Source organism: Nonomuraea sp. NPDC049709, assembly GCF_040674815.1.
Taxonomy (GTDB): Bacteria; Actinomycetota; Actinomycetes; order Streptosporangiales; family Streptosporangiaceae; genus Nonomuraea.
Genome location: NZ_JBFANM010000025.1, coordinates 79,259 through 100,029 on the forward strand (window position 1 = coordinate 79,259; position 20,771 = coordinate 100,029).

Consider the following 20,771-nt stretch of genomic DNA (forward strand, 5'->3'; position numbering starts at 1 on the left):
AGGCGCCGCTCTCCCGCCATGCTCGTTTTCGGGGGCTTGTCCGGCGTCGTGCTCCTGGTGGCGCTCGGTGGTGAAGTGGTGGCCGGGCACGACCCGGCCGCGATAGTGGCGGCCCCATGGGCGGAGGTCGCATCGGGGCTGCCCTTCGGCGCCGACGCGCTGGGCAGGGACGTGCTCGCCAGGGTCCTGGCCGGCGGCCGGGACCTGACCCTGACCTCGCTGGCCGCCGCGTTGACGGCATCGGCTCTGGGAGTGGCGGGCGGGCTCTGGGTGGGCTGGAGCCGCGGACGGCTCGGGCGCGCCGTCGCCGGGGCCTCCGACCTGCTGCTGGCCCTGCCCTTGCTGCTGCTCGCGCTGCTCGCGGTGGTGGCGTTGCCGGGTCCCGCGGCGGTGATCGCCGGCACCGTTCTGGGCGGCACGCCGCTGACCCTGCGGGTGGTCGCCGACGCCACGGCCGCGGCGAGGCAGGCGGGCTATGTCGAGGCGGCGCTGTCCCGAGGGGAGACGGGTGGCGCCGTACTGCTGCGCGAAGTCCTTCCCGCACACGCTGGGCTCGTCTGCGCGGACCTCGGCCAGCGCATGGTGCTGGCCGTGCAACTCGCCGCCGCGCTCAACGTCCTCGGCTTCGGACCCGCGCCGCCCGCGCCGGATTGGGCCGCCATGCTCCGCGAGAACCTCCAGGGCCTGGGGCTCAACCCCGCGGCGACGATCGCCCCGGCGGTGGCCCTGGCGGTCCTGGCCGGCAGCGTGGCGGCACTCTCCCACTGCCTCGTCGCCCGGGACGGCCTCTCGTGAGCCGGCGCGGCCTGACCGTACGCGGGCTCACCGTCACTGACCGGACCGGGACGGTGATCGTCGACCGGCTGGACCTGCGGATCGCACCCGGCGAGGTGCTCGCCCTGGTAGGGCCGTCCGGAGCGGGCAAGACCACCGTGCTGCGGGCCGTGCTCGGTGCGCTGCCCTTCGGCCTGACGCACGGGGGCGGGCGGATCGAGTGGCACGGCGCCTCCGTACGAGCTCCGCGTCGCTGGCGCCGGCGCACTGTCGGCTTCCTCGGCCAGGACCCGGCATCCGCGCTGCATCCCCTGCTGGACGCGCGGGCGGCCGTGCGCGAGGCTCTGCCCAGATCCGCGCGCGCCGGTGGCGCCGAAGAACAGGCGCTCGCCGAGGTAGGCCTCGATCCCGCCGATATCGGTCAACGCCGCCCCCACCAGCTCTCGGGTGGGCAGGCGCAGCGAGTGGCACTCGCCCGCGCCCTGGCGGCCGACCCCGAACTGCTCGTGCTGGACGAACCGACCAGCGCACTGGACCCGGCCGCGCTCGCACTGGCCCTGGAGCGGGTGCGGCGGCGTCGCGGCGACGGCCGCTCGGTGACGCTCATCGTCTCGCACGACATGGGAGTGGTGAGCGAACTGGCGGACCACGTCGTACGGCTCGACCCGGATGTGCGGAACGACGTCGCACCACGGACGCCGGTCCGTCTTGAGAAGACCCGGAAACCGGGAGCGGGCGGCGAGCCGGTGCTGGAGGTGCGTGGGGTGACCATCGCGCAACCGCCCGGTGGGCTACCGCTGTTGTCGGATGTCGATCTTGCGATCTCGTCAGGCGAGACCGTGGCCGTGCTCGGGCCGTCCGGCTCGGGGAAGAGCACGTTGTTGCGGGTGCTCGCCGGGCTGCACCCCGCCGAACACGGACGCGCCACCGTGGCCGGGGAACGGCTGCCTTGGGTCGTGACCGAGCGGAGCCCGGCCGCGGTACGGGCTCTTGCCCTGGTGGGCCAGAACCCCCTCGACGTGCTCAACCCGGCCCGCACCGTCGGGGCGGCACTTGCCCGGCCCTTGCGCACACTGCGCGGGCTCTCCCGCAGGGTCGCCCGCGCGGAGGCTCTCCAACTGCTGGCCACCGTCGGGTTGCCGGTGGAGCTGGCGTACCGCTATCCGGCCGCGTTGTCGGGCGGTCAGCGCCAGCGGGTCGCCCTCGCCAGAGCGCTCGCCGGGGGTCCGGCCGTGCTGCTGGCCGACGAGATCACCGCCGCCCTGGACGCTCGCACCGCCGGTCTGGTCCTCGACCTGATCGACACGCTGCGCCATGACACCGGCCTCGCCGTCCTCGCGGTCACCCATGATCCGGCCGTGGCCGCCCGCGCCGACCGCGTGCTCCAGGTCGAAGGAGGCCGGTTGCACCCCGATCCCTGTTCCCATCACGACGACCGGAGGCCTTCTCTTGACGCCCTATGAACCCCTGCTCGCCCATCCATGGATCGCCCGTGTGGACCGTACCGGCACAGATGGGCTCGTCGTCACGGCCGACCCCGCGGCGCTGGCGGTGCGACATGAGCCGGGACGGCCACCCGTGCTCGGCGACCTGGTGGCGGAGCACCTCGAACACTGGGGAGAGGTCTACGACTGGACCTACCGCTCCGGCCAGGGCGCACACCGCCCTGACCTCGATCTGTCCGGCTGGCGCGCCAGCGACACGGGCCGGCCCTTCCCCGCCGGGCACATGGCCGAGTGGGCCGACCGCACCGCCGAACTGGTCCTGCGACACCGGCCTGCCCATCTGCTCGAGCTCGGCTGCGGAACCGGCATGCTGCTGCACCGCCTCCACCCCCACCTCAAGGGCTACGTGGGGACCGACATCGCCGAGCACGTCGTGACCCGGCTGAACGGGCTCGGCCTGGACGGCGTCACGGTCGTACGCGCCGCCGCCCACGAGATCAACGGCAGCACGGTGCGCTCCGCCGTGGCCCGGTTCGGCGAACGGCCCGACTGCGTTCTGCTCAACTCCGTCACCCAGTGTTTCCCCAGCGTGGAGTACCTGGCGGCGGTACTTCACGACGCCATCGACCTCGTGGCGCCGGGAGGAACCGTGGTCGTCGGGGACGTACGCCACTCGGGACTGCTCGACGAGCACTGCCGCCTGCTCGAACCCGGATCAGCTGACCGGGCCGCGCAGCGTGCCGCCGCCGACACCGAGCTGCTGCTCGACCCCGCGACGCTCGCCGCCGTGGCCGCGAGCGCGGGCCGGCGGGTCACCATCAGCCTGTTCGCCAAGACCCTCACGGCCGACACCGAGCTGACCCGATACCGGTTCGACGCCGTGCTGCACGTCGAGCCGCCGCAGAGCCCGCCCGCCACCACGCACCTGTGGGACGCTCTCGGGCCCGACCCGGTGGCCGCACTGGCAGGGCTGGCGCGCCGAGGCGAACCCGTTCGGCTGGCCGGCATCCCCAACGGCCTGTTCAACCCCGGCACATCGGCTCCGACAGGGGCGAGCCTGCGGGCCACACTGGAGGGAACGGAAGGGGTGGTGCTGCTCGACCCGGACGAACCCATGGGGCTGCAGGTCGCGATTCCGGCCGCGGTGGCCGCCATGCCACCCGACGTGCCGGCGGGAGTGGCCCGGCCGCACGAGCCGCTGGGCGCGTTCGCCCGGGCACGGCTGGCTGAAGTGGCCCGCCGAGAGCTCAGGCGTGCGGAGCTGCCGATCCCAGAGGAACTGACAACCCAGATCTCCAGCGGCCCCGGGCGCGACGCCGTCAGCCTCACGCACGAGGCGGCCGATGCCGATCTGGCCGGGCGCCTCGCCCTCGCACGCATGATTCCGGTCATGCAGGAGCGGAGGACATCGGAGCCGGTGCCGGACACCGAACTCGCGCATCTCCCGCACGCCGTCCGGCGGTTCGACGAGATCGCGCTACGGGCGCTGACGAGGCTGATCGCCGATGCCGTGCCTCCCGGCAGACCGCAGACGGCCGATCAGATCATGGCGACGCTCGGCGTGGCCTCCCGGCACGTATGGATCGTCAGGCGCTGGCTGGAGGTGCTGACGACCGAAGGGCTCGTTCGCCGGGATCCCGGCGGCCGGTTCGAGGTCGTGGACGCCGGCATCCCGGCGCAGGACGACGGAGCGAGCCTGGATCGCGCCTGCGCCGAGCTGGGCTATCCCGAACAGATGGCGACCTTCTTCCGCACCGCTCTCGCCCGCCTTCCCGACCTGCTCCGGGACGAGATCATGGCCCAGGCGCTGCTGTTCCCCGACGGGGACCTGCTCACCTCGCTCAGCAAGGACCAGAACAACGTCAGCAACACCTACCTGAACGCCGCCATGGGGCACCTCGTGGCGCGGGCGGCGGTCAGCCGAGCCGAACCCCTGCGCGTGGTGGAGCTCGGAGGAGGCGCGGGCGGCAGCACCGCCGCAGCGCTGGACGGGCTCGGCGCCGCGAAGGCCGACTACCTCTTCACCGACGTGTCCAGATTCTTCACGATGGCGGCCGAGGACCGGTTCGGCGACCGGCTCCGCTACGCCCTGCTGGACATCAACGCCGACCTCGTCGCTCAGGGAGCGGCACGCGGCGGCGCCGACCTGGTGATCGCCGCGAACGTGCTGCACTGCGCGCGGCACGCCGGACGATCCTTGCGCTGGATCAGGGAACTGCTGGCGCCCGGCGGGTTGGTAGTGGTCACCGAGGCTATCCGCGAGCACTACCTGGTGCTCGCCACCATGCAGTTCCTGCTGTCCCCCAGGGAAGGAGAGCCGGATCTCGGTGCCGGCGACCGTCGCGGCGGCACGGGCAAGGTCTTCTTCACCGGCAGGGAGCTTCCGGCCGAGCTGGCGGAGGCCGGGCTGCGCCCGATCCTCGAACTTCCGAAGGCCGATTCCCCGCTGGCCTCGCCCGCCCAGCACCTGTTCGTCGCGGCGAGGCTCTGACACTCCGGTACGGCGGGCGCGCGGGCCCGCCGTACCGGTCAGCAGGGGTCAGCCCAACGCCACCGGCAACGCGGCACGGAACAATTCCTGCTCCAGCCAGACTGCCGCCCGCACCCCATCGGCCGCGCTCGGCCCCACCAACGTCACCGGATCCGGGACCGCCTTCAAATGGGCCGCATCCCCGGCCGCGTAGACACCGGGCACGCTGGTCTTGCCGTACTCGTCTACCTCGACGCAACCATCGGGCAGCAGCATGCAGCCGAGCTGAACGGCCAGGTCGGTGTTCGGCCGGGTGGGCGCCCGATGGTAGACGGCCTCGCGCGCCAGCGTCGTCCCGTCCGTGAAGCTCAGGGCCAGCGCGTCCAGCTCGCCCTCGATGCCCGCCAGCCGCGTCTCGATCACCTGGACACCGCGGGCCTTGACGGCCGCGGCCACCGGTTCGGGCAGGGCGCTCGGGCCGTTCGTGCACAGCACCACGTCGTCGCTGTATCGATCGGCGACGTAGGCCGCCAGCATCGCCTCGAAGCCGTTCCCGATGACGGCGAGCACCTTCCCGTTCGTCTCGTAGCCGTGGCAGAAGGGGCAATGGAACACGCTCCTGCCCCACCGCTCCTCCAGCCCGGGAATCGCGACAGGCTCGTCGGTCAGCCCGCTGGCCAGCACCAACCGGGACGCCTCAACGCGCTCGCCGTCCTCCAGGGTCAGCAGGAAACGGCCGGACTCGCCCTCCGCCGAGCTCACCCGCCCCTGCCTGAGCTCGACCGTCGGATAGGTGCTCACCTCGGTGCGGCCGTCGGCCAGCAACTTGGCGGGGGAACCGCCGTCCCTGCCGAGGAACATGTGCATCTCCGCGGCCGGCGCGTTACGCGGCCGGCCGGCGTCCACCACCAGGACACGTCGCCGCTGCCGGCCCAGCACCAGTGCCGCGCTGAGCCCGGCGGGCCCGCCACCGACCACGACCACCTCGTACATCACGCGTCTCCTCCGTTGATGACGTACATGCCTAGTTCGACGTGACCGATGGGCGAGGGCACCGGCTCGGCGCGGCCCCACCCCTCGTACCTGCGCCGCCCGATCCGCACGTCGGCGAACCTGGACTCCGGCACCGTCACAGGCGCCCCAGGGGGCTGCAGGTTCAGTACAGCCCGGCCGCCGGGCGCGAACCGCAACGTCATCGACGGCTCTACGGCCACGATCTCCGCTTCGGCCACCGAGTTCGCGATCACCCGCGTGCCGTGCCCGCCGCCGGCGCCCACGTCCACGATCGGGCCGGTCGTCCCGCGCAGTGCCGCTGACAGCGGCGGATCCAGGCCTGCCCAGTGCGGCGCGAGCAGTCACATCGACGAACTCTGCGGATCGCTCGTATTCGTCGGTCACGCTCACCTTCTAGTCAATTTGATAATCATTACCATTTTTTGAGACTAGAGATGAAATGGAGTGACCGTCAAGGCTCCAGCTGCGCGTGATTCCTTCGAACGGGGTTGATGAAAAATGTATCCGTGGTTACTGTAACGATGGTTGCAATGAGGAGGCATTGTGAACGGCGCGATCGATCAGTGGGTGTTGCTGGCGTACCGGATTCCCCGCCAGCCGTCCACGCTGCGGATCACGATCTGGCGCAAGCTGGACCGGCTCGGGGTGGCGCGACTGGGGGACGGACTGGTCGCGTTGCCCGCCGACGCCCGTACCCGTGAGCAGTTGGAGTGGATCGCCGAGGAGATCGGCGAGATGGGTGGCACGACCACGCTGTGGCTGGCCGCTCCGGGAAGCCAGGCTCAGCAGCAGGCGATCGCGGCGGAGATGCGGCAGGCCAGGGCGGAGGAGTACCGGGCGGTGACCGCGCAGGTGGGAGCTGTGGCGCAAGCCAGGCCAGGGGAGCGGACCCGGGCCGTCAAGCGACTGCAGGCGGAGTTGCGCCGCATCGGCCGTCGCGACTACTTCCCGCCGCCCGAGCGTGACGAGGCTCGGCTCGCGGTGCGGGCACTGGCTCAGGAGGTCATCGTCACGGAGGAGAGCCGGTGAAGTGGGCCACGCGCAGCGGCGTGCACATCGATCGGGCGGCGTGCGCCTGGCTGATCCGCCGCCACGTCGATGCCGACGCGGAGTTCGTCTTCGTCGACGATCCGGCGAAGGTGCCCGAGGACGCGACGCCCTTCGACATGCGGGGCGTGGATCTGTCGCATCATGGCGGTGACTGCACGTTCGAGACGATCCTGCGACGCTATGACCTGGTCGATCCGGTGCTGTGGAAGATCGCCGAGCTCGTGCACGAGGCCGACATCGACGACGAACGGTTCGACGCTCCGGAGGCACCCGGCCTCGATGTGATTCTGCGCGGCCTGTCGATGATCTGCGACGACCCGCTGGTGCTGGAGATCACCGGGCCGGTCTTCGACGGCCTGTACGAGTTCTACCGCCGGGCGATGCTGCTGGGGCGAGAACCGGCATGAGCGACCTCGCCGTCGTTCGCGTCCTGCTGGTCGCTCAGGCGGTGCGCGGGCTCGGTTACGGCGTGGCGGCGGTCCAGTTCGGGGCGCTCCTGCGTGCCGAAGGGCTGTCGCCTGCCGAGGTGGGGCTGATGCTGACGGCGATCCTGGCGGGCAGCCTCCTCTGCAGTCTTGCCCTGGCGCGATGGGGCGATGTCATGGGGCGCCGGCGGGCGTACCTGGCGCTGTGGGCGGCACTGGCCTGCGGCGGGGTCGTCATCGCGGTCGGCGCCCCATGGTGGCTGCTGGCGGCGGTGGCGTTGACGGGCGCCCTGTCGGTGGAGGTGATCGAGTCCGGGCCGTTCACCACGCTGGAGCAGGTCATGCTGGCTGGCACTGGCCGCCCGCAGCGCGAGGTCGTGCGGGGGTTCGGCCTGTACAACGCGGTCGCGGCGGTCGCCGGGACGGCCGGCGCGCTGCTCGGGGCGCTGCCGGCGGACCGGCGGCTGCTCGGGGGCGTCCTGGCTGTGGCTGGAGTCAGCGGTGCTCTGCTGGCCGCCCGCCTGCCCGGCGATGTGGAGGCGCCGGCGACGCTGCCCGGCGTGCCCCGTCCGCGGCTGCTGGCCCGCTCCCGCGGCCCGGTGGCCCGGCTGGCCGCGTTGTTCGCCGTCGACAGCCTTGCCGGAGGGTTCGTGGTGCAGGCGTACATCGGCTACTGGTTGAGCGTCCATCACGGTGCCACGACCCAGACGATCGGCCGCACCTTCGCCGCGCTCGGTGCGTTGCAAACGGCATCCCTGCTTGCCGCGCCGCTGGTGGCGGCGCGCGTCGGGCTGTTGCGCACGATGGTGTTCACCCACATCCCGTCCAACCTGCTGCTGGCCGCCGTGCCCCTGGCACCCGGCCTGTCCGCGGCGATCGCGCTGCTGCTGGCGCGCGCCTGCCTGTCGGCCATGGACGTGCCCACCCGGCAGGCCTACGTGATGGCCCTCGTGCCGCCCGAGGAGCGGACGGCGGCGGCCGCCGTCACCAATACCGCCCGCTACCTGACCCGTCCTGCCGGCCCCGCCCTGGCCGGCGTGCTCGTCCCGCTCGGCGCGGCGCTGCCGTTCCTGATCGCGGCGGTCGCCAAGACCGGCTACGACCTGACCCTGTGGCGGATCTTCCGATCCGTGCGCCTGCCCGCCGACCAGCACACCCCTTGAAGAGGCCGACATGACTACCGAGACAACCCGCGATGTGATCCCGTTCCGGCAGGCCGTACGGGCCTGGTTCCTGATCTCGCTGCAGACGTTCGGCGGCCCGGCCGGGCAGATCGCCGTCATGCAGCGGACGCTGGTGGAGGAGAAACGCTGGATCGGCCAGCAGCGTTTCAATCACGCGTTGAACTACTGCATGCTGCTGCCGGGGCCGGAGGCGCAGCAACTGGCGATATATGTGGGCTGGCTGCTGAACGGCACCCGTGGTGGTCTGGTCGCGGGCACGTTGTTCGTGCTGCCCGGCATGTTCGCGCTGCTGGCGCTGTCCGCCGTCTATGTCGTGTGGCAGGACACCGGCGTGGTGACCGCCCTGTTCGCCGGGATAGCCCCGGCGGTGCTGGCCATCGTCGCTCAGGCCGTCATCCGGGTCGCCAAGCGCTCGCTGACCCACCCGGTGTTCGTCGCCGTGGCGGTGGCAGCCTTTCTCGCGCTGGCATTGTTCGGGGTGCCGTTCCCGATCGTGATCGCCGTTGCCGCCCTCATCGGGTGGGCGGTGCACAAGATGGCGCCGCAGGTTCTCGCGAAGGGGAACGGGCACGGCGGCGATGGTGGTCCGGCACCGCTGATCCCCGACGACGCGCTGCACCACGCTCAGCCCAGCTGGCGCTCGGCCGGCAAAGTCCTGGCCGTGGGGCTGGTCGCCTGGTGGCTGCCGGTGGCCGCGGTGGCCCTGTTCCTCGGCACTGACAGCGTGTTCACCACTCAGGGGTTGTTCTTCTCCGGTACCGCGCTGGTCACCTTCGGCGGCGCGTACGCGGTGCTGGCCTTCGTCGCCCAGCGGGCCGTGGAGACCTATGGCTGGCTGAGCCCGGGGGAGATGGTGCGCGGGCTCGCACTGGCGGAGACCACGCCCGGGCCGCTGATCATGGTGGTGCAGTTCGTCGCCTTCCTCGGCGCCTATCGTGACCCCGGCGCGCTGACGCCATGGGCGGGCGCGCTGCTCGGCGCCCTGCTGACCACCTGGGTCACCTTCGTACCCTGCTTCCTGTTCATCTTCCTCGGCGCCCCCTACGTCGAACGGCTGCGCCACAACACCGCCATCAGCGCCGCACTGACCGGCATCACTGCCGCCGTCGTCGGCGTCATCGCCAACCTGGCCCTCTACTTCGCTGGGCACACCCTCTTCGCCTGCACCTTCACCTGGGATCGAGGCCCGTTCGACATCCAGTTGCCGGATGCGAGCACGCTCAGCCCCATCGCTCTCGCGATCACCGCAGCAGCGTTTGTGATGACCTTTGTCATGAAATGGCCGATGCTCCGGAGTCTTGGCATCTGCGCCTTGCTCGGCCTGGCCACCGTGCTGCTGTGACGCTCGCCTCGGCTGTGTCGCTGTGCTGGGAAGCTGCTACGTCGGGAGTGCGTTCGGCTCGGCCGCCTTGGTCGAACGAGGGCGGGGCGGAGCCGACCGTCTGCGGGCGCGCCGCGGGAAGGCGCTGAACCGAGCTGCGAGTTCCGGCTCTCCGTGGTGAACGAAGGGTGTTCTCGTGGTGAGAAATTGCCCTTCGGGTACCTGGTTGTGTCGGACCGAATCATCTGAAGCTGAACCGCTCGAAGTGGATGGACGAGGACGGTAGGCCGGCGGCTCGGAAGTCGCGCGAGAAGGAGTCCAGCATGGGCAGCGGGCCGCACATGTAGACGTCGGTGATGCAGTCTTGTCCGGCGGCCTCCAGGACATGGCCTGCGGTCAGGGTGCCTGATTTCGAGGACACGTTGAGGTGAACGCGTACCCCTGGATGAGTGCCGGCATGGGCGCGGACTTCTTCCCAATAGAGCGCCTCGTCGACGTGCCTGACGGTGTAGAACAGGGTGATTTGCCGGTCGTTGTCGTCTGGCATGTCCCGCAGCCAGCTGAGGAACGGGGTGATGCCGATTCCGCCGGCGATCCAGAGCTGGCGTGGCCCGCCGGTGCGGTAGTCCAGCATGCCGTACCCGCCCTCCACAGTGGCCCTGCAGCCGGCTCGCAGGGTCAGGCGCAGCCGGGAGGTGTAGTCGCCGCTGGCCTTGATGGTCAGGCGGATGGCCTGCTCGGCAGGGGCGCTGGAGATCGTGAACGGATGCGGCTCGCGCAGGCCGTGCTGGCGGAAGGTCACGAACACGAACTGTCCCGCTGTGAACGTCAGCCGCCGGTGCTTGCGCGGCCGAAGGATGACCTCGGCTGTGGTGGGTGTCAGGCGGTGCACGGTTTGGACCTCGTAGGCGAATCTGGGTCGGCCGAACGGGGCGACCAGGACGGTGTAGAGGAACGCGGCGATGCCCACGACGTATGCGCCGATCAGGATGGCGAACGGCACCGCCGCTGTGCGCGACGCCTGGTCCACCAGCAGCGTGTGAGCGAAACTGATGGCGAAGAACACACCGATGAGGCGGTGGGAGCGGCGCCAGGTGCCGTAGCTCAGGGGGCCGATGGCCAGCGCTACCAACAAGGTGATCCCGGCGAAGGCGATCAGCCCGGAGGGCGTTCCCCCGGGTGAGCCCAAGGTCCACGGGATCGTTGCGACATGGGCGGCGAGCAGGACGAACCCCGCTTGGCCCACCCGTCGGTGCGCGACATACATCCGGTCCATGCCGCCGAAGTGCGGCTCCAGGAATCTGGCCCGGGTGGCCAGGACCAACGCGGCCGCGAACAGAATGACCGCCGTGGTGGCGAACAGCTCCGCAATGATCTGCCGGAGATGCCCTACCGTATTCGGCGGCCGGAGCGTCAGTGAGCATGCGGCATTGGCGATCGCCGCTCCGGCGATCACGCGAGGGCCGATCACGGACGGGAACGCTTCAGGACCGGTGCCCAGCCCACGACGACCGCACCCAGGCCGACCACGAGGTGCACGATGGCGTCATCGAATGCCAGCGCTTCCACCCCGTCCAGCCAGCCCACCTCACCGGCGACGCCGACGGCCAGCCAGAACGCTCCCAGCCATCTGGTGGCCAGTCCCGCATGGCACCCGTGGCGGAGCAGCGCGGCTGCCAGCCACAGTGCTCCGGTGACCAGGTGCAGGATCCCATGGACCGGCTCCGGGGTCTCCCACCCTGGCACGCCGGGGAGCGCCACGAAGCGCAGCACCCCGACGACCACGAACCCGGTCCCGACTGTCAACGCCCATATGCGTGTCATGGCTGACAGGCTGTCGGCTGGCCTCTGTCATCCGCGTCCGCCCCGTGCGGCGTCTCGAGGCTACCGCCAGCGCGGTACGCCGGCGCTGATGCTGACCAACCCGCTCTGGTACGCGAACACCACCAGCTGCGCTCGGTCGCGCGCGGACAGCTTCATCATGGCCCGGTTGACATGCGTCTTCACCGTCGCAGGCGACAGGTGCAACCGCTCGGCGATGTCGGCGTTGGTCAGGCCCGAGGCGACCAAGGCCACGATCTCGAGCTCACGCTCGGTCAAGGGCGACAGCCCGCGCGCGGGCCTGGCATGGCCGGGCTGCTGGAGGAAGTGGGCGATCAGCCTCTTGGTCGCCTGAGGTGACAGCAGCGCCTCTCCGCCGGCGACCACCCGGATGGCATCGAGGAGCTCGTACGGTTGCACTCCCTTGCCGATGAAGCCGCTGGCCCCTGCGCGCAACGCCTCGAACACGTACTCGTCGATTTCGAAGGTGGTCAGCACCAGCACGCGGACGTCGGCAAGCGCGGCGTCGGAGGTGATCGCTCGCGTCGCATCCAGGCCGTTCATCCCCGGCATGCGGATGTCCATCACCACGACGTCAGGCAGGCACGCACGGGCCAGTTCCACGGCCTGGGCGCCGTCGGCGGCTTCGCCGACCACGCACAAGTCATCGGCGGAGTCGATCAGATACCGTGCGCCCTGCCGGATCAGCGGTTGGTCATCGGCCAGCACGACCCGCACTGTCATCCGGTTGCCCCAGTCACGTCGGCGACCTGCGAGGCGTCAGCGCGGATCGGCAGGCTCGCACCGAGTACGAACCCGTCGCGCCGGTCGGATCCGGCCGTGAGCGAGCCTCCGAGAGCTTGGACGCGCTCGGTCAGACCTTTCAGCCCGAACCCCGACCATGGACGGTCAGGCTCTCGCCCCGCGCCGATGCCGTTGCGAACCTCGATGTTCAGGTTGCCGTGTTCCGCCCATATCCGAAGGCCGGCGTGGCCGTCCCCATGCTTGTGGGCGTTCGTCAGGGCCTCCTGGATCACCCGGTAGGCCGACAGATCCACGGTGGTGGGCAGGTCCGGCGGCATGTCCGCGTAGTCCACTCGCAGGCCGACCTCCGCGAACCGATCAAGCAGGCGTGGCAGGTCGGCGAGGCCTGCCATCGGCTCCACCGGCGGCGGCTCACCGTCACGTAGCACGCTCAGCAACGTCCCTAGCTGGTCGAGTGCGGTACGGCTGGCGGCCTGCACGTGATCGATCGCCTTGGCGGCGGCCGCCGGCTCTCGATGCAGGGCGTGTCCGGCGACGCCCGCCTGCATGCTGATCACGGCGATGTGATGGGCGACCAGATCGTGAACCTCCCGGGCGATGCGCAAACGCTCCTGGACGACCCCGTGACGGGCGCGGTCCTGCCACGCCGCCACCATCTGCCGCCGGCTCCGCGCCGCATCTCCAGCCGCCGCCCCCACCAGGACGGCGGCGATCAAGGGTACTGGTGTGTCCAGCCCCGTCCATACCGTCGGCGCCACGGTCATCGAACCACCCGCGATCACCACCGCCGCGCCGATCCCCCACACCAGGGTGGCCACTCGATTACTCGAGGCCGCGACCGCGTACCCGGCCAGCGCCACTGCCGCGCCAGCCGACTCCTTGAGATCAGCGGGTACGGCCACCACCACGATCACCGTCGGCACAATCGCGGCGAGCGCGCGCCGCCACGAACCCAGCAGGAACACACGGCCATGTCCCACTCGCCGCCGGCGCACCCCGCAGGCGACCAGCAACACCGCACCGAGCAGCACATCGGCCGCGGACGTATCGAGGTCCACCCGCATGGCCACCACAGCGGCGAGGGTTGCGACGGCCAGCGAGACCCTCGGCCATGCCGTCCTCCCGAGCAGTGCTACGGCCGCCAGAAGGACGATCACCACAAGTGGCCACGTCACGTGCCAGGCATGTCCGGTGACCAGGCCTCCCGCCGCCATCGCACACAGCGCCAGACCGAGCCAGACGTCGCTCACCCACCCCGCCCGCTCCACCCGGCAAGCCTATACACCGCAGGTCAGGGGCACATCATCCTGGGGTAGGGCCCTGCGTACCGCGATCGCGGTAGCCGGTCGTTCGTCTGCTCCAGGACTGGCACAGGACGCATGCCGAATAGTGGCCGCCGTTCAGCCCCAGGCCAGTACGGTGAGGCCCGCCGCGCCCGGCACTTGTCGCCGCGGCTGCCGAATATCGTCGCCTCATGCGACTTGGGCGTATTCGTGTAGGAGCCCGCCGAACCGGTCTCGTCGGAGACCTTGATGTAGGCGTTGGCCGGATCGGGTGGGTGGCGTTCGTTCATGATGAGGGTTCGGTCGGGTAGCTCGCGGCGTACGCTGCCCACTCACCGCTGCATGATCGCGTTCGCGAACCCGGAGAACACGCGATCGCCCAGCTGAAGAGCTGGAGAACCCTCCGCAAGTCACGCTGCAGCCCGAGCAAGGCCGGCCATCTGTGCAAGGCCATCGCCGTCCTTCAGAACCACCGTGTCGCGCAGGCCGCATGAGGATGAAAAGGGTTCACTATCGGGTGCTCATCTCGCGTATGGGACATGGGTCACGACTCGTCCGGATCCCAGGGCATGGTGTCCGGTTTTCCTGCCGGTCTGGCGTTGGCGATATCCAGGTCGACGTCCCCTGGGAAACTCCGATCAGCGAGATCGGTGGCCGGCATCTGAATGGCATGGCCTTGGGCGTGCGTACCGAAGCGGCGACCGCCACGGCCGTCGGCAAGAGCGGTCTGGTCCTCGTCGCGGTCAGGCCGTCGCCCTCGCAGCAACACGTCCAGCAGGCGTTCGCGCGACTCGGCTTCCCTTTCAAGTCAGCCGCCCTGCAGGCGGGCCGGCTGAATCACGGGCTCGCCACTGCTCAAGTTCACGGAGCAGAACGCGATCCGCTGGAGCGATGCCGAAATATTGACGTTTTCTTGACGCCCGGATCATGCGGGTATGGTCCTGGGCCTCACTAGGGTGCCCTGTGTCTTTGACGATTTCTTGACGGAGGGGCTCTGTGAGCGAGGTGGACCAGCGTGCGGCTGCGCCGGCGACGGCGCTGCGGCGATGGCTGCTGAAGGGCCTCCAGCGTCCCGAGGGCCTCGTGAGCCGGCCGCCGCAAGAAGACCTCCCGGGCCATCAGCACAAATGGTGGCAGGTGATGTGCCTGACGGGCGTGGACTACTTCTCCACCCTCGGCTACCAGCCCGGTATCGCCGCTCTGGCCGCCGGTGCGCTCAGCCCCGTCGCGACCCTCATGCTGGTCGTGCTGACCTTGTTCGGCGCGTTGCCGACGTACCGAGCGGTGGCCGAGCAGAGCTCGAACGGGCTGGGCTCGCTGTCCATGCTCGAGCGTCTGCTGCCCGGCTGGCGCGGCAAGCTCCTGGTGCTGTTCCTGCTCGGGTTCGTGGCCACCGCGTTCATCGTCACCATCACCCTGTCGGCGGCGGATGCCACCGCGCACATCCTGCACAACCCCTTCGTCCCGCCGTCCTGGGCGGACTGGCAGGTGCCGGTCACCTTGATGCTGATCGCGGCGCTCGGAGGGGTGTTCCTGGTCGGCTTCAGCGAGGCCATCTCCATCGCGGTCGTGCTGGTCGCCGTCTACCTCCTGCTCAACGTGGTCGTCGTGGGCACCGCCGTCCAGCAGGTGTTCGCCCACCCCGAACGGGTGACCAACTGGCAGAACGTCCTCAGCTCCGATTACTCCAGCCCGATCGCGATGGTGGCCGTCGCCCTGTACGTGATGCCGAAGCTGGCCCTGGGGCTGTCCGGCTTCGAAACCGGCGTGGCCGTCATGCCCCTGGTCAAGGGCGAGATGGCGGAGCGGATCAAGGGCGCGCGCAAGCTGCTGACCACCGCCGCGCTCATCATGAGCGTCTTCCTCATCACCTCCAGCTTCGCCACCACCGTGCTCATCCCCGCCGAGGAGTTCGCCGAGGGCGGCTCTGCCAACGGCCGCGCCCTGGCCTATCTCGCCCACCTGTACCTGGGCGACTGGTTCGGCACCGCCTACGACCTGTCCACCATCGCCATCCTGTGGTTCGCCGGTGCCTCCGCCCTGGCGGGACTGCTCAACATCGTGCCGCGATACCTGCCCCGCTACGGCATGGCCCCGGACTGGACCCGCGCCATCCGACCCATGGTGCTGGTCTTCACCGGCATCGCGTTCCTCATCACCCTGATCTTCGACGCCGAAGTGGACGCCCAGGGCGGCGCCTACGCCACCGGTGTCCTGGCCCTGATCCTGTCGGCCGCCATCGCGGTCGCCCTGTCCGCCTGGACCAGACGCCACACCGGAGCCGCCATTTTCTTCGGGCTCATCACCCTGATCTTCGCCTATGCCACCGTCGCCAACATCATCGAACGGCCGGACGGCCTCGTGATCGCTCTGCTGTTCGTCCTGGCCATCGTGGTCATCTCGCTCATCTCTCGCGCCACCCGCTCCACTGAGCTCCGGGTCACCCACATCAGCCTGGACGACTGCGCCCGCCGCTTCATCAACGAGGCCGGCGAGATCTATCTCATCGCCAATGAGCCCCATGCCCGCAACGCCAAGGAGTACGTCGACAAGGCCCGCGAAGCGTGGGAACTACACCGCCTGCGTACTGGTGAAGGCCTGCTTTTCCTGGAGGTCACCATCCCTGACGCGTCCGAATTCGCCGGCGAACTACGCATCACCGGCGAAGAACGCCACGGCTTTCGCATCCTGCGTATGCAGAGCACCACCGTAGCCAACGCCATCGCCGCCCTGCTCCTGCACCTTCGGGACCAGACCGGCAAAACCCCGCACGTGTACTTCCACTGGGCCGCCGAAGGCAATCCCATCGGTGCCCTGCTGCGTTACCTCGTCTTCGGTGGCGGCGACGTACCGCCCCTGACCCGCGAAGTCCTCCGCCAAGCCGAACCCGACCCCGACCGCCGTCCCATCGTCCACGTCGGCTGACAGTGATGATGTAGGTGAGCGCTTCCTGCCGCGGCACCGTGGCGCAGGAGCCGGCCAGGGTGGCGACCAACCGCGGCGCTGTCGACCGTCCCGCCGTGCCCGTGAACGTCAACGCGAGTGTTCAGCGGGTGGATCCGGCCGATCCGGTGGCGCGCCGGACGTGGCGGCTGACCGAGGTGCCCGGCGTCTCGGGCAAGATCGGCGTGCCGGTGTTGTCGCTGCACAACCTGGGTGACAACTTCGTGCCGTTCTCGATGGAGCAGTACTGCCGGGCCGACGTGGCCTCTCACGGCCGGTCCCAGCTGCTGGTGCAGCGGGCGATCCGCGCGGCGGGACACTGCGAGTTCGGCGCCTCTCCCTGCCCCGCCTGATCAACCAGAGGCGGCGTTCGACGGCAACGGGTGCAGAGCCCACACCGCGCGGAATGCCTCAACCGCCGGCCAGGCCGGCCGTGGGTCCAGCCCGAACACCTGGCGGGCCGCCGCCCGCGGGACACTTTACGGCTCAGGGGCCGGGTCGCTGGGGACGATCGGCTGCCCGCCGTACAGATCAGGGCTGGGTGGGTCATGGCCGTTGACGGGGACGTACAGGTTCTGGTCGGGGCCGAGCCGCCAGCCCAGCAAGTGCAGCAGCTTACGCATCATGGGCGGGATGGGATCGGCGATCAGCCTGCGTGGCGCGGGCAGTTCGGTGGCGGTGCGGGCGATCAGCCGGACGGCGCCGATGTCGATGAAGGTCACCTCGCCGAGGTCGAGATGGATGTCAGCGGTGTCGGCCTGGACCGCCCAGGCCAGCGCGCGGCCCAGCAGGGGCGCGGTGTCGCGGTCGAGCTCACCGCTGATGCGCAGGCCGTGCGGTTCCACGACGGGGTTGATGGAGGCATGGCTGGCGCCTGTTTCGGACGTCATCGGTTCTCCCACGTGTCGGGGAATGATCGGTCAGCACTGCGATGGGCAGCCGGGGTTGTCTGAACCTCCGGAACAGATCGCTGTGACGCCGCGTGGCACTACGGTGCGGGGAGATACCAGTCGAGGGCGTCGAGCCGACGAAATCTGTACGGCCGCCGTGCCGCCTTCCTGCCCGGCGCCGACGCTCCATGTCGGTCCGATGCGCCTGGCGCAGCTGCTGACGAGGGTCAGCTACCTTTGCTGCCCGCAATGGCCTGCGTTATGCCGCCTGCTTGACCCGCCCACAGGGCGCAGCCCCCTGCTTTCCCGCCTCCCGCCTGCGCCTTCTCGGAGGCGGCGACGACCACGCCGGCTGCCGTAGGCCAGGCTGGCGCGGGCACCTTGTTTAACGATCGGCCAGTCGGAAAGTCGGTCAAGGGAAGCCCGCGCCCCTCCCCTCCCATCCCCCGACCCGCGCGGCCCCGATCATCATGAGTGCGGAGTTCGAACTGCGCTGCCCCGTCGGCCCCGACCTGGGCTACATCCGCGACCTGGTACGCATCCACGGCCAGCACCACGGACTGTCCGGTGAACGGCTCGAGGACCTGGTCGTGACGGTCAACGAGGCGGTCACCAACGTGCTCGACCACGGTGGCCGGGCAGGCCTGGTCACCGCTCGTGCCCACGAGCACGGCATCACCGTGGAGATCCTCGACGTCGGCGGCCGGCTGACGCCCGAGCACCTACAGGCGGCCCACGTCGATCCCACCGGAACCAGCGGATTCGGCCTGTGGGTCATCCAGCATCTATGCGATCAGGTCACCCTGGAGCAAACCGGCCTGGGATCGGTGCTCGGTCTGCACTTCCACGGTCGCCCCGCCCCGGTCATCCCGCTGGATCGTCGTACCACCCGCAGGCCTGAGCCGTGGCACGCGACGCCCTGACCACCGCTCGCGCGAGCCTGGCCATCCCACTTCATTGCTAAGGGTGTCGACCTGGCAACAGAAGGTCTAGGGTGCGGGCATGGGCGCTTCCTGGCAGCCTGAGCCCTTACCCCGCCCAGCGAGGGCAGCGGGCGCGCACGTGATGTTGAGCCACCAGCATCTCCCCGGCATCACGCTGATCGCCCTCGGCGGCGAGCTGGATCGCACCACGAGCGGCAAGCTGGCCGCCTACCTCGACCGGGTCCACCGCAGCGATGACCACCTCGTTGTCGATCTGACCGAGCTCACCTTCTGGACAGCTCCGGCCTGCATGTCCTGTTATCCCGCGCCCGGCTCTGCGCCGCCAACGGCGCCGGCATCCACCTGGCAGGTGCCCGAGGCGCGCCTGCCCGCCTCTTGGCAATCACCGCTGTCGATGGCCACCTGCCCGTCCACACCTCCGTGGAGCAAGCCATCGCTGCCGTCCTGTCTACCCGGACCGGTTAGGGCACTGCCGGGTCAGCGCCAGCTCAGGCGACCGGTGCAAGCCGGTCCAGTGTGCGCTTCAGGGCCGACTCGCCACGCTCGAACAGCGGCTGTGGATCCGCCTCCGGCCCTGCTCTCGCAGATAGACGGCGATCGCGCCGAGAAGATGGCCCGTCATTCAGCTTGGGGACGCCGCGAAAGTGGGATGGCGGTAGTCGGCCGGAACGGCCGTACCTGGGCCGGGGTCGAGCCCTGCCCGCGCATCAGGCACGGACCAGATCGGCCGAGCAGTGCTCGCAGCTGCCAGTCCGAGCGGGACACGCCCAGCCAGGCGAACATCCGGGCGATTGGGTGGTAGGCCTTCTCGGCGTCGATCAGCTCATACTTGGCCAGCGTCATCGACTGTCCGCTGCGAAGAAGGCGGCAGCTGACCAGAGAATCCACTCACCTCAGCCAGGCAGGCGGCAGCGAATCCCGGCCAATGATCGTCGAGCCGGGTTGATCGGGGCGGATGTGGTTCGCACGTACGGCAGTTCCACGTTCTGCGCGAGGGCGTCACAGATCTGGTGGGGGAGACCTGCGGCCGGATGTCATGTGGTGCTCGGCTCGAGGACGCAGTCGACGGCGGTGTAGAGGGTCTCGGTTTCGGTTTTCAGGATGGACTCGTTGGCGGGGAGTGCGCGCTCGATGGAGAGTCCGTTGAGGATGGTGAGCAAGAATCTCACCTTTCGGGTGTGGTCCTGCTGGGGGAGTACGCCTTCGTCGGCGAGCACGCTCAGCCAGTACTCGACGCGGCGTGCAGACTCCCGTTCGTAGGCGAGATAGGCCGTGCGTATCTGCTCGGTCGGGTCGGGTGCGATGAAGGCCTGATACGCCGCGCCCCAGGCTTTTCGTGCATCCTCGCCGACGCCGGCGGGCGCGAGCACCTGCCGCAGGCAGTTCACCAGCCGGTCTCGGGCGGGGAGAGACCCATCGCGGATCGGGTCGTCCGGGATCATGTGCTCGTACATTCTCGCCAGCACGGTGTCCTGGAGCGCACGCTGGGTGGGGAAGTGGAACCGGAGCGAGCCCGTGCTTACGCCGGCGCGCGCCGCGACCGCACGGACGCTCAGCTGCGCCGTCATGTCCTCGGCGATCATCTCGGCTGCCGCTTTGAGAATCTTCTCCCGCGAGTCCATGGTCATCCTTCTCCCTGATACGCACGATTCCCCATGTCAGTGTACTAGCACACTGTGATAGCGTGCGGCACTAGCACAGTGTGTTAGTGGTGCGGGGAATGAAGGGGACGGGAGCCAATGGCAGGGAAGCAGCGGTGGGCGTCGAAGCGCCTCGAACCGGGAGACGGGCGGGAACTGCAGCGATTCCGCTGGTGGCAGCTGCCACTCCGGTCACTGTTCTGGCTTCAACCGACCCGTAACGATGACCACGTCAGAACCTACGCGGTCGACGTGCGGCATTGGGCGCGGGTTGATGACAGCAAGGTCCGGGCGCACCTGTTCGTGAATGGCAGGCATGAAGCGGAGTCGAAGCTGCCCGCGTCGTTTCCTGTCGAGGGCGGCACCATCGAGGTGGCGATGAGCGCCTACGGGATCAAGCGTTGCCACTACGTCGCCACTGCCGAGGCATCCCGTCAGCTCACACCGGACCCCGCATCGGCCGAGGGACGCCGCGCCCGCCTGGATGCGGAGCACCCGGCGCTGAGCAGGGGGATAGGGGTCGTCTCGGTCCTGACGCTCGTGATCGGTGTAGGCCTGAACCTGCTTCAACTCGCGGAGCCGATCTCTCAGATCCCTCCGATCGCGGAGAGCATCGGGACATTCGTATCCCCCATCCGGCTGCCGCTGTGGCTGAACATCACCCTCGGCGCGGGGGCCGTGTTGGCGAGCATGGAGCGTGCACTCCGCTTGCGCTACACGCCCCTGCTCGACATGGCCGGGAACTGACCAAGCAAGGAGAAAAGCCCATGACAACTACGATGGCCACACCGGGTTGGCTGCT

The 20,771-nt window shown here is 69.6% G+C and carries 22 protein-coding genes and 1 pseudogene; 14 read left to right on the plus strand and 9 right to left on the minus strand.

Annotation, left to right across the window (positions count from 1 at the left end):
• Positions 1-18 precede the first annotated feature (18 nt).
• The 3 genes from AB0J69_RS25565 to AB0J69_RS25575 are packed head-to-tail and all read left to right on the plus strand — an operon-like array spanning position 19 to position 4,710.
• A complete protein-coding gene (locus AB0J69_RS25565) occupies positions 19-795 on the plus strand; it encodes an ABC transporter permease subunit (RefSeq protein ID WP_364121903.1) in 777 nt (258 codons plus the stop codon).
• Positions 792-2,237 (plus strand): ATP-binding cassette domain-containing protein, encoded by a 1,446-nt coding sequence (locus tag AB0J69_RS25570; RefSeq protein ID WP_364121905.1) that lies wholly within the window; start codon positions 792-794, stop codon positions 2,235-2,237. The genes AB0J69_RS25565 and AB0J69_RS25570 overlap by 4 nt, the downstream gene beginning before the upstream one ends.
• Entirely contained in the window at positions 2,224-4,710 is a 2,487-nt protein-coding gene (locus AB0J69_RS25575) for a class I SAM-dependent methyltransferase (protein WP_364121908.1), read from the plus strand. The genes AB0J69_RS25570 and AB0J69_RS25575 overlap by 14 nt, the downstream gene beginning before the upstream one ends.
• Positions 4,711-4,758: 48 nt before the next feature.
• Here the strand turns inward: AB0J69_RS25575 and AB0J69_RS25580 are convergent, their stop codons facing one another.
• Complete coding sequence (locus AB0J69_RS25580; protein ID WP_364121911.1) at positions 4,759-5,682, minus strand: NAD(P)/FAD-dependent oxidoreductase; 924 nt, start codon at positions 5,680-5,682, stop codon at positions 4,759-4,761.
• Positions 5,682-5,972: a hypothetical protein gene (locus AB0J69_RS25585; protein ID WP_364121914.1), complete on the minus strand. Its 291-nt coding sequence runs from the start codon at positions 5,970-5,972 to the stop codon at positions 5,682-5,684. The genes AB0J69_RS25580 and AB0J69_RS25585 overlap by 1 nt, the downstream gene beginning before the upstream one ends.
• A gap of 274 nt (positions 5,973-6,246) precedes the next feature.
• Here AB0J69_RS25585 and AB0J69_RS25590 point away from each other — a divergent pair, with 274 nt between their 5' ends.
• From AB0J69_RS25590 to chrA, 4 genes are read left to right on the plus strand one after another with little or no spacing between them, the layout of a single operon-like run.
• The gene (locus AB0J69_RS25590) at positions 6,247-6,732 is read left to right on the plus strand and encodes a Chromate resistance protein ChrB (RefSeq protein ID WP_364121916.1); all 486 of its coding nucleotides are present in this window, start codon (positions 6,247-6,249) and stop codon (positions 6,730-6,732) included.
• Positions 6,729-7,160, plus strand: a complete 432-nt coding sequence (locus tag AB0J69_RS25595) for a chromate resistance protein ChrB domain-containing protein (RefSeq protein WP_364121919.1) — start codon at positions 6,729-6,731, stop codon at positions 7,158-7,160. Before AB0J69_RS25590 ends, AB0J69_RS25595 begins: the two co-directional genes overlap by 4 nt.
• Positions 7,157-8,341, plus strand: coding sequence for an MFS transporter (locus AB0J69_RS25600; protein ID WP_364121922.1), 1,185 nt, complete (start codon positions 7,157-7,159; stop codon positions 8,339-8,341). Before AB0J69_RS25595 ends, AB0J69_RS25600 begins: the two co-directional genes overlap by 4 nt.
• A gap of 10 nt (positions 8,342-8,351) precedes the next feature.
• Positions 8,352-9,704, plus strand: a complete 1,353-nt coding sequence (gene chrA / locus AB0J69_RS25605) for a chromate efflux transporter (protein ID WP_364121925.1) — start codon at positions 8,352-8,354, stop codon at positions 9,702-9,704.
• A gap of 220 nt (positions 9,705-9,924) precedes the next feature.
• Here chrA and AB0J69_RS25610 read toward each other — a convergent pair whose 3' ends face one another.
• The 4 genes from AB0J69_RS25610 to AB0J69_RS25625 are packed head-to-tail and all read right to left on the minus strand — an operon-like array spanning position 9,925 to position 13,519.
• The gene (locus AB0J69_RS25610) at positions 9,925-11,139 is read right to left on the minus strand and encodes a hypothetical protein (RefSeq protein WP_364121928.1); all 1,215 of its coding nucleotides are present in this window, start codon (positions 11,137-11,139) and stop codon (positions 9,925-9,927) included.
• 11 nt (positions 11,140-11,150) lie between these two features.
• Positions 11,151-11,507, minus strand: a complete 357-nt coding sequence (locus AB0J69_RS25615; RefSeq protein WP_364121931.1) for a hypothetical protein — start codon at positions 11,505-11,507, stop codon at positions 11,151-11,153.
• Between the two features lie 60 nt (positions 11,508-11,567).
• Positions 11,568-12,248, minus strand: a complete 681-nt coding sequence (locus AB0J69_RS25620) for a response regulator transcription factor (protein WP_364121934.1) — start codon at positions 12,246-12,248, stop codon at positions 11,568-11,570.
• The gene (locus tag AB0J69_RS25625; RefSeq protein ID WP_364121937.1) at positions 12,245-13,519 is read right to left on the minus strand and encodes a histidine kinase; all 1,275 of its coding nucleotides are present in this window, start codon (positions 13,517-13,519) and stop codon (positions 12,245-12,247) included. Before AB0J69_RS25625 ends, AB0J69_RS25620 begins: the two co-directional genes overlap by 4 nt.
• A gap of 374 nt (positions 13,520-13,893) precedes the next feature.
• On the opposite strand from AB0J69_RS25625, the pseudogene AB0J69_RS25630 reads away from it, so the two are divergent.
• The 4 genes and pseudogenes from AB0J69_RS25630 to AB0J69_RS25645 all read left to right on the plus strand — a co-directional run.
• Positions 13,894-14,046 (plus strand): annotated as a pseudogene (locus tag AB0J69_RS25630) (IS5/IS1182 family transposase); the annotation flags it as partial.
• A gap of 38 nt (positions 14,047-14,084) precedes the next feature.
• On the plus strand, positions 14,085-14,507 hold the full coding sequence (locus tag AB0J69_RS25635; RefSeq protein WP_364122088.1) for a sporulation protein: 423 nt from the start codon (positions 14,085-14,087) through the stop codon (positions 14,505-14,507).
• Between the two features lie 41 nt (positions 14,508-14,548).
• Positions 14,549-16,477, plus strand: a complete 1,929-nt coding sequence (locus AB0J69_RS25640) for an amino acid transporter (RefSeq protein ID WP_364121940.1) — start codon at positions 14,549-14,551, stop codon at positions 16,475-16,477.
• Positions 16,478-16,491: 14 nt separating this feature from the next.
• The gene (locus AB0J69_RS25645) at positions 16,492-16,848 is read left to right on the plus strand and encodes a hypothetical protein (protein ID WP_364121943.1); all 357 of its coding nucleotides are present in this window, start codon (positions 16,492-16,494) and stop codon (positions 16,846-16,848) included.
• A gap of 126 nt (positions 16,849-16,974) precedes the next feature.
• Here the strand turns inward: AB0J69_RS25645 and AB0J69_RS25650 are convergent, their stop codons facing one another.
• Complete coding sequence (locus tag AB0J69_RS25650) at positions 16,975-17,385, minus strand: STAS domain-containing protein (RefSeq protein WP_364121946.1); 411 nt, start codon at positions 17,383-17,385, stop codon at positions 16,975-16,977.
• A gap of 470 nt (positions 17,386-17,855) precedes the next feature.
• Here AB0J69_RS25650 and AB0J69_RS25655 point away from each other — a divergent pair, with 470 nt between their 5' ends.
• Positions 17,856-18,308, plus strand: a complete 453-nt coding sequence (locus tag AB0J69_RS25655) for an ATP-binding protein (protein ID WP_364121949.1) — start codon at positions 17,856-17,858, stop codon at positions 18,306-18,308.
• A gap of 291 nt (positions 18,309-18,599) precedes the next feature.
• Entirely contained in the window at positions 18,600-18,794 is a 195-nt protein-coding gene (locus AB0J69_RS25660; RefSeq protein WP_364122091.1) for an STAS domain-containing protein, read from the plus strand.
• A 153-nt stretch (positions 18,795-18,947) separates the two neighbouring features.
• On the opposite strand, the gene AB0J69_RS25665 is transcribed toward AB0J69_RS25660, so the two are convergent.
• Together AB0J69_RS25665 and AB0J69_RS25670 are read right to left on the minus strand one after the other, a co-directional pair.
• Positions 18,948-19,172, minus strand: a complete 225-nt coding sequence (locus AB0J69_RS25665) for a hypothetical protein (RefSeq protein ID WP_364121953.1) — start codon at positions 19,170-19,172, stop codon at positions 18,948-18,950.
• Positions 19,173-19,363: 191 nt separating this feature from the next.
• Positions 19,364-19,957: a helix-turn-helix domain-containing protein gene (locus AB0J69_RS25670; protein ID WP_364121956.1), complete on the minus strand. Its 594-nt coding sequence runs from the start codon at positions 19,955-19,957 to the stop codon at positions 19,364-19,366.
• Positions 19,958-20,068: 111 nt separating this feature from the next.
• Here AB0J69_RS25670 and AB0J69_RS25675 point away from each other — a divergent pair, with 111 nt between their 5' ends.
• On the plus strand, positions 20,069-20,716 hold the full coding sequence (locus AB0J69_RS25675; protein ID WP_364121959.1) for a hypothetical protein: 648 nt from the start codon (positions 20,069-20,071) through the stop codon (positions 20,714-20,716).
• Positions 20,717-20,771 lie beyond the last annotated feature (55 nt).

What these genes read in the sequence shown, in the direction of transcription:
- AB0J69_RS25565 (WP_364121903.1), top strand. Translation starts at nt 19, where the DNA reads ATGCTCGTTTTCGGGGGCTTGTCCGGCGTCGTGCTCCTGGTGGCGCTC.
- AB0J69_RS25580 (WP_364121911.1), bottom strand. Translation starts at nt 5,682, where the DNA reads ATGTACGAGGTGGTCGTGGTCGGTGGCGGGCCCGCCGGGCTCAGCGCG.
- AB0J69_RS25600 (WP_364121922.1), top strand. Translation starts at nt 7,157, where the DNA reads ATGAGCGACCTCGCCGTCGTTCGCGTCCTGCTGGTCGCTCAGGCGGTG.
- chrA (WP_364121925.1), top strand. Translation starts at nt 8,352, where the DNA reads ATGACTACCGAGACAACCCGCGATGTGATCCCGTTCCGGCAGGCCGTA.
- AB0J69_RS25615 (WP_364121931.1), bottom strand. Translation starts at nt 11,507, where the DNA reads ATGACACGCATATGGGCGTTGACAGTCGGGACCGGGTTCGTGGTCGTC.
- AB0J69_RS25620 (WP_364121934.1), bottom strand. Translation starts at nt 12,248, where the DNA reads ATGACAGTGCGGGTCGTGCTGGCCGATGACCAACCGCTGATCCGGCAG.
- AB0J69_RS25635 (WP_364122088.1), top strand. Translation starts at nt 14,085, where the DNA reads ATGGGACATGGGTCACGACTCGTCCGGATCCCAGGGCATGGTGTCCGG.
- AB0J69_RS25650 (WP_364121946.1), bottom strand. Translation starts at nt 17,385, where the DNA reads ATGACGTCCGAAACAGGCGCCAGCCATGCCTCCATCAACCCCGTCGTG.
- AB0J69_RS25655 (WP_364121949.1), top strand. Translation starts at nt 17,856, where the DNA reads ATGAGTGCGGAGTTCGAACTGCGCTGCCCCGTCGGCCCCGACCTGGGC.
- AB0J69_RS25665 (WP_364121953.1), bottom strand. Translation starts at nt 19,172, where the DNA reads ATGACGCTGGCCAAGTATGAGCTGATCGACGCCGAGAAGGCCTACCAC.
- AB0J69_RS25670 (WP_364121956.1), bottom strand. Translation starts at nt 19,957, where the DNA reads ATGACCATGGACTCGCGGGAGAAGATTCTCAAAGCGGCAGCCGAGATG.
- AB0J69_RS25675 (WP_364121959.1), top strand. Translation starts at nt 20,069, where the DNA reads ATGGCAGGGAAGCAGCGGTGGGCGTCGAAGCGCCTCGAACCGGGAGAC.